The sequence below is a fragment of the Methyloglobulus sp. genome (genome assembly GCF_964779595.1).
The window spans coordinates 23,461-29,904 of the sequence record NZ_CBAROL010000031.1 but is presented as its reverse complement, the minus strand read 5'-3'; the positions used below and the strand labels follow the sequence as shown (position 1 = coordinate 29,904).

Below are 6,444 nucleotides of genomic sequence, written 5' to 3'. Positions count from 1 at the left end.
GTATAAGACATCATCCAACAAACACCATTTCAAACATAATGACTTCTTCAGTATGGCGGCAGCCTTGACGGCATTGAGTTTGGTTGTGGCTTGGGCTGTTGAGTTACTGGCAATGGAGTTATTTCGGTTGGGCTAAGGGTCAAGCATTGCACAGTAGCGACTAATTACAGTTGCCGTTTCAATAATGAAATGACAGTCCCTTACTGCTTCCTCGTTAGATTGTTCAAAATCATCGCCCTCGCTTCATTGCTCACAGACTGGCGGTTTTTACCTACGGTAGCGATAGTGGGAAGAAAAGTAACAGATACCTCAATCTTATCCATCGCAAGCATCTTGAGTAGGTGCGGCACAAAGGTATCTTCACCAATAAATGGCGCATAGTTTGTTGCTGCCCTCAGATATTGAATAGCAACAGGTTGGACGATTGCTTTAGTTAATAGCGTAGCCTGAAACAAAGACGCGTGGAAAGGCAGCACCACGCCACCTTTAGTTGTAGTGCCTTCAGGAAAAGCGATAACCGTGCTGTTTTGCTTCAATAGCCAAATCATTTCCTCGGCGATTGCTTTGGCTTGCTGTTTATCCCCTCGACGCACAAAAACCGTGCCGCCCTGTTTAGCAAGATAACCAATGACAGGCCAAGCTAAAATGTCACTCTTGGCGACAAAATGTGCGGGAGCAAATTGTCCTAACACAATAATATCAACCCAAGAAATATGATTGCTAACCAATAGTGCGGGTTGGTTTAACAGCTTGCCTTTTATAATAATGTGCAAACTAAGTATCCAGCTAAACCATGTTAACCAAGCCAGTGTTAACGCATCTCGCCTAGCTTTTACTTTGGATGGCTTAGATAAAACACCCAGTGCCGGGAAAATGATAGCGGCGATGATTAATCCACTGATGAACAGCAGCACAATAAGTGTAATTTTATAACATAGCCGCAGTCGCAATTTCATTACTTTACGCCGCGCCAGTTCCCGACTGGCTTGCGGCATACACACCATCCCTGGCGATAAATCCCCTCATATAGTGTTTGCTGTAGCGTTCCTGGAGTTGATCCAGCGGTAACAAAATGAATAAATCCATGCAATTGAAATCCTCATCCCAATACGGTTCGCCACAAACCAGCGCACCAAACCGCAGATAAGCTTTTAGCAAAGGCGGGATGCCCGATTCATCGCGCTGGCAACGTAATGACTTGGGTATTGGAATCAAGGGCTTGACCTGCAACTCAGCCGAAGCAATATTTTGTGGATCAATATTCCGGTAAACCGCATCGACGGCATAACCACTAACGCCAGGGGTAATGCTAGCGCAACCTAACAAGTAGTTGAACTTGCCCTCTAAAGCATATTGCACCAATGCTGACCAAAGCGTGGTCAATACCGCACCGCCGCGATAGTCAGGGTCAATGCACGTCCGACCCACTTCCAGAAACCGTCCTGGCAAGGCCAGCACCTTATCCAGAACAAATTCACTTTGGGAATAAAACCGTCCCAACTGTTTTGCCTGATCTTGGTTTAGTAGGCGGGTATAACCAACGATCTTGGCGTTGATATTATCGTAGACCACCAAATGATCGCAGTACGCATCCACTTCATCAACATCCAAGCCTTCTGCGCCTGATTTGAGTGTCGCCCCCATTTCCTGGGCAAATACTCGGTAGCGCAAGATTTGGGCTTCTTCTATCAACGCTTGGGTATCTGCGATAAAACAAGTCAGTTTTTTTTCCGGCGTGGTTTGCTGCTTGGTCTGTTGGCTTTTCATAGGCATCCTAAGTCCAATAAATAAATGGATACCTTAATCAATCAAAATGTCAGTTTTGTGTCGAATTCATGAAATTATTGTTACACACAGTATTAGTCCGCTTTTTTTATTGCATTGTCATATAACTTTCATGTGCGTTGGCTACAATCTTTACAACGAAAAAGCAGGATTTAACAGCTATTAAATTCAGGAAGAACATGCCAAACAATTCTTATCGGACTATCTGGATTTCCGACCTGCACCTCGGTTCTACCCAATGCCAAGCTGATGTGTTGCTGGATTTCCTTAAACACAACGACAGCGAAAAGTTGTATCTGGTCGGTGATATTATCGACTTCTGGTCGCTATCCAAAAAAATGTACTGGCCGCGAGACCACAATACCGTCATCCAAAAATTATTGCGTAAGGCCAGGCATGGCACGCAGATCATCTACATACCCGGCAACCATGACGAAAACCTCAGGGATTATGACAGTTATGTCTTTGGCGACATCACCGTCAAAAAATCGGACGTGCATACCACGGTAGCCGGACAGAAATTCTTGATTGTGCACGGCGACGAATACGACACCATTGCCCGATACCACCGCTGGCTCGCCAAACTGGGTAGCGAAAGTTACGATATTTTGCTTGAATTCAATCGTTATCTAAGGATGGTACGACGCTGGTTGGGAATCCAGTCACATTTTTCCTTGGCCGCATATCTCAAGTTCAAGGTCAAAAATGCCGTCCAGTTCATTTCCGATTATGAAGAAAGTATCGTCAATACGCTCAGGGACGAAGGGGTAGATGGCGTTATCTGCGGACATATCCACCATGCAGAAATCAAGGACATCAGCGGATTTTTATATGTCAATACCGGCGATTTTGTAGAAAGTTGCACTGCTATCGTAGAACACAACAATGGCACCCTGGAACTGGTGAATTGGCATAAGATTGAAACAACGGCCCTGGACTATGAAGCCCTAGAAGCCACAAACCTACCTAATCCATAATGGAGAACTGGCCTTGTCACTAAGCACAATCAAACCGAGCATCACACTATCAGAAAATGCTATAAACCAAGGTTTTTACACAATCCTCACCGCGCAATTCTTTTCCTCATTAGCCGATAATTGCTTGTTGTTTGCGGCAATCGAACTGCTCAAAGACCGTGCAGCGCCATCTTGGGAAATCCCGGTCCTGCAACAATTTTTCGTGCTCTCCTTTATCCTGCTAGCCCCCTTTGTCGGCCCTTATGCGGATTCTTTGCCGAAAGGTAAAGTCATGTTCATCAGCAACAGCATCAAGATTGCTGGCTGTCTCGCTTTATTTTTTGGCTTACACCCCTTGCTTGCTTACGGCTTTGTCGGCACAGGTTCTGCGTTGTATTCCCCGGCGAAATACGGCATTTTGACCGAATATCTTCCGGCTAACCGACTGGTGTGGGCGAATGGCTGGATGGAAGGCTTGACCGTTGCCGCTATCATTTTAGGCGCAATCATTGGTGGCATACTGATTGGCCACCATTATGAATCCTTATTCAACCAGCATCCGTTTTTTGGTATTGATACCGCACCCGAATTTGCGATCCTGGTCGTCCTGGGTTTCTATTTGACCGCTACGGTGTTCAACCTCTACATACCTAAATTACCGATTGAGCATGAATTGGGCGAAACAAACCTTACGCTCTTATGGACTGATTTTTGGCGGTGCTTTTTTTTGTTGTGGCGTGACCCGTTAGGGCAGGTATCGCTAGCGGTCACATCGTTGTTTTGGGGAGCAGGAACAACGCTACGCTTTATCATCCTCATCTGGGCGGCTTCGTCCCTGCATTTTGACCTGCAACAAGCCACACAATTGACAGCGGTCGTCGCGGTTGGGCTAGCCATCGGCTCGGTCATCGCGGCAAAACTGGTGCCGTTGGAACATGCGGTGAATGTTTTGCCGCTAGGCATTGCGATGGGAGTGGTCATCGTCTTGATGGCGTGGATTAGCGATTGGCAGCTAGCAATACTCATGCTGATTCTGGTTGGCACCTTGGCAGGCAGTTTTTTGATCCCCATGAACGCCCTGCTCCAGCACAGGGGCCACAAACTGATGGGATCTGGACATTCCATAGCCCTACAAAATTTCAATGAAAACAGCAGTATATTGCTGATGTTGGGTGCGTATGCCTTGATGATACAAGCTGAGTTTTCAGTAAAAACTATTGTCATTGTTTTCGGACTGTTTATCGCATCTACAATGGGCTGGCTGACCTATAAACACCGGCACTACCAAGATTAGCAATTGCTTATTACCGCCCTGCAATACTGGACTTGTAGTTTCATTCAATTAGCTAAACGCGCTTTGTGAATGACGGCAAACAAGTTCCTTATCCTTGGTAAAAGTGACATCACATTCGACAATGCCTGCACCCATCCGTGCCGCAGCCTCATACGACTGCTTGGTGTGTTCGGCGAACTGCAAGGCAGCACCACGATGGCCTATCGAGAAATCGGTTTTATGGAACGGGTCTTCCGAGCATTCCTGCAATTCGGTTTTAAGTTTGCTGTTCTGCATATCGTTGACCAAAAAATACGGCCTTGGCCCCAGTTGGACGTTATGTACCCCCCGATTATGGTTGTTATTGCCGTTTTGCCCTGCTGATACCGCCAATGGCGACAGGATGGCTATTGCTCCCGCAATAGCCAATAGTTTGTTAAACAAGCGCATGATAGTCTCCAAGAAAAGTTATTTTACTTATAGTGTTCAACCTGGGAAATTCAGTTCGGTTGAGCTTTGAACATTACTCGTTGGTTATGTCTGTTTGATGTCGATTCTGTTAACAATTGATGAAACAAAACGGAAAAAACGAGAAAATTCTGGCAGAATCAAAAATATTCTGCTGGTTTTATTGGCTCTGTTAAGGCTGAGGTGAAACGATCAACTGGCTGACAATTTCAGGCTTGCGGTTGATGATATTGGCACTGTTGTTTGCCAGATCTTGTGACGTGTAAGGTTCTATACCATAACTTGTAAAGTACCGTCTGGTTAATCAGTCCAGTTGTTTCTGAAAAACGCGGGTCTGTTGCCAGTGCCGCGCCGCCAGCAAAGTCGTTGATGACTTCATGGTCGTCAATCGTTGAGAATACAGAGACGTTCTTCGCAGCTCGGCAAAGCTGAAGGGATGATGACAATAGCAGATAGGTAACTCATAAGTAACAATTTAGGACTTATGTTTGCGGCTGTCTAGTTGGTAAAAAATCATCAAATAAGAGATTAGCAAACAGCCAATGTTAATGATGTGCATGACGCACTGTCCGCCACATCGAAATTCAAAATCAACCCAACATTCTCTTTAATGGTCTGGGAAACATAAATTTAAGACTGTAAAGGGATTGTAATGCTGACCTAGTATAAAAGCATTTGCCTTAAGGTTAGAAAGCTGAGAACGAAGACTATATTGCTTTCATTAAAGCCCACAAAAACCTTGGGTCGGAGAAAAATTCTTCAAAGAATCCTCTATCCATTTTGAAAAAACGAGGCTTAATATGAAAACAGATGATTATCAATTTCCCCAATTTCTGTGGAAAGTACTGAAAGTTCGTACCTTGTGTTTACAGGCATTTGCTATGTCAATTTTAGCAATGCTTGCTATGAGTCCTGCAACCGCAGCAGACGATAATGGTGTCTACTCAATCGGCCTGTGGGGTGATTTACCTTATAGCGATGTGCAAGCGTTGACTGGTGTTCCCAACCTGATTGCGGACATGAACAGGCAACGGTTGGCTTTTACGGTGCAAGACGGTGATTTGAAAGGTGGCAGCAGCATAGCCAATTCGACTACTGTCACCACTTGTGCTGATGGCCTTTACACACAAGCACTCAGTTATTTCAATGCCCTACAAGCACCGGCGGTGTTCACGCCAGGAGATAACGACTGGACGGATTGTGACCGCACATCGAACGGGGGATTCAATTCTCTGGAACGCCTCGATCACGAACGCCAAGTTTTTTTCAACACACCGTTTTCATTAGGACAACGCAAAATGCGCCAAGAAGTGCAGACATCGCCATTGTGCCTTGGCGTTGCGCCTGATGGGACGAAAACCTTTGTGCCGTGCTCAGAGAATCGCCGCTGGACTGTTGGCAGGGTAACTTACGCCACACTCAATATCCAAGGCTCTTGCAACAATCTTTGCGACGTTGCACCCGACCCCGCCGAATTTGCCGCTCGGAATGCCGCCAATATTGCCTGGATGCAAGAGACTTTTGATACCGCTACTGCCAAAAACTCGGCGGCAGTCATGTTTGTGAGCCAAGGCAACCCAGGCTGGGATTTGACCGATGGAACGAGAGCACCATTGCGCGACCCGAAAACACTAGCAGAAGCCAACCCAGCAACCGATGGTTTTCAGGCATTCCTCAGTGCACTGCGTAATGAGGTGATTGCTTTCCGTAAGCCTGTCGCTTATGTACATGGCGATTCGCACTATTTTCGCGTTGACAAACCGTTTCTTGATGTTGCTGGCAAACGGCTTGAGAATTTCACGCGCGTCGAAACCTTTGGCGACAATGCGGCAAATGGTACCAACGACGCAAACTGGGTGAAAGTGCTTGTGGATGCCCGTAGCCGAGAAGTCTTCAACTACCAGCCACAGGTCGTGCCGGGCAACCGCGTAGACCATACGCCTCCTGCGCTCTAACAGTCAT

The 6,444-nt window shown here is 46.3% G+C and carries 7 protein-coding genes; 3 read left to right on the top strand and 4 right to left on the bottom strand.

The features are described from left to right. Positions 1-200: 200 nt before the first annotated feature. Positions 201-995 (bottom strand): lysophospholipid acyltransferase family protein, encoded by a 795-nt coding sequence (locus AC1YY3_RS10375; RefSeq protein WP_481825158.1) that lies wholly within the window; start codon positions 993-995, stop codon positions 201-203. Then, a complete protein-coding gene (locus tag AC1YY3_RS10370; RefSeq protein WP_481825159.1) occupies positions 961-1,767 on the bottom strand; it encodes a GNAT family N-acetyltransferase in 807 nt (268 codons plus the stop codon). The genes AC1YY3_RS10375 and AC1YY3_RS10370 overlap by 35 nt, the downstream gene beginning before the upstream one ends. A 197-nt stretch (positions 1,768-1,964) precedes the next feature. Between AC1YY3_RS10370 and AC1YY3_RS10365 the strand changes: the two genes are divergently transcribed. Then, on the top strand, positions 1,965-2,762 hold the full coding sequence (locus tag AC1YY3_RS10365; RefSeq protein ID WP_481825160.1) for a UDP-2,3-diacylglucosamine diphosphatase: 798 nt from the start codon (positions 1,965-1,967) through the stop codon (positions 2,760-2,762). Positions 2,763-2,775: 13 nt separating this feature from the next. Continuing rightward, entirely contained in the window at positions 2,776-4,035 is a 1,260-nt protein-coding gene (lplT, locus tag AC1YY3_RS10360) for a lysophospholipid transporter LplT (RefSeq protein WP_481825161.1), read from the top strand. 48 nt (positions 4,036-4,083) lie between these two features. Here the strand turns inward: lplT and AC1YY3_RS10355 are convergent, their stop codons facing one another. Then, the gene (locus AC1YY3_RS10355) at positions 4,084-4,464 is read right to left on the bottom strand and encodes a glycerophosphodiester phosphodiesterase family protein (RefSeq protein WP_481825162.1); all 381 of its coding nucleotides are present in this window, start codon (positions 4,462-4,464) and stop codon (positions 4,084-4,086) included. Positions 4,465-4,691: 227 nt separating this feature from the next. Further along, positions 4,692-4,928 (bottom strand): hypothetical protein, encoded by a 237-nt coding sequence (locus tag AC1YY3_RS10350; RefSeq protein WP_481825163.1) that lies wholly within the window; start codon positions 4,926-4,928, stop codon positions 4,692-4,694. Between the two features lie 354 nt (positions 4,929-5,282). On the opposite strand from AC1YY3_RS10350, the gene AC1YY3_RS10345 reads away from it, so the two are divergent. Next, a complete protein-coding gene (locus AC1YY3_RS10345; RefSeq protein WP_482194462.1) occupies positions 5,283-6,437 on the top strand; it encodes a hypothetical protein in 1,155 nt (384 codons plus the stop codon). Positions 6,438-6,444: the final 7 nt, after the last annotated feature.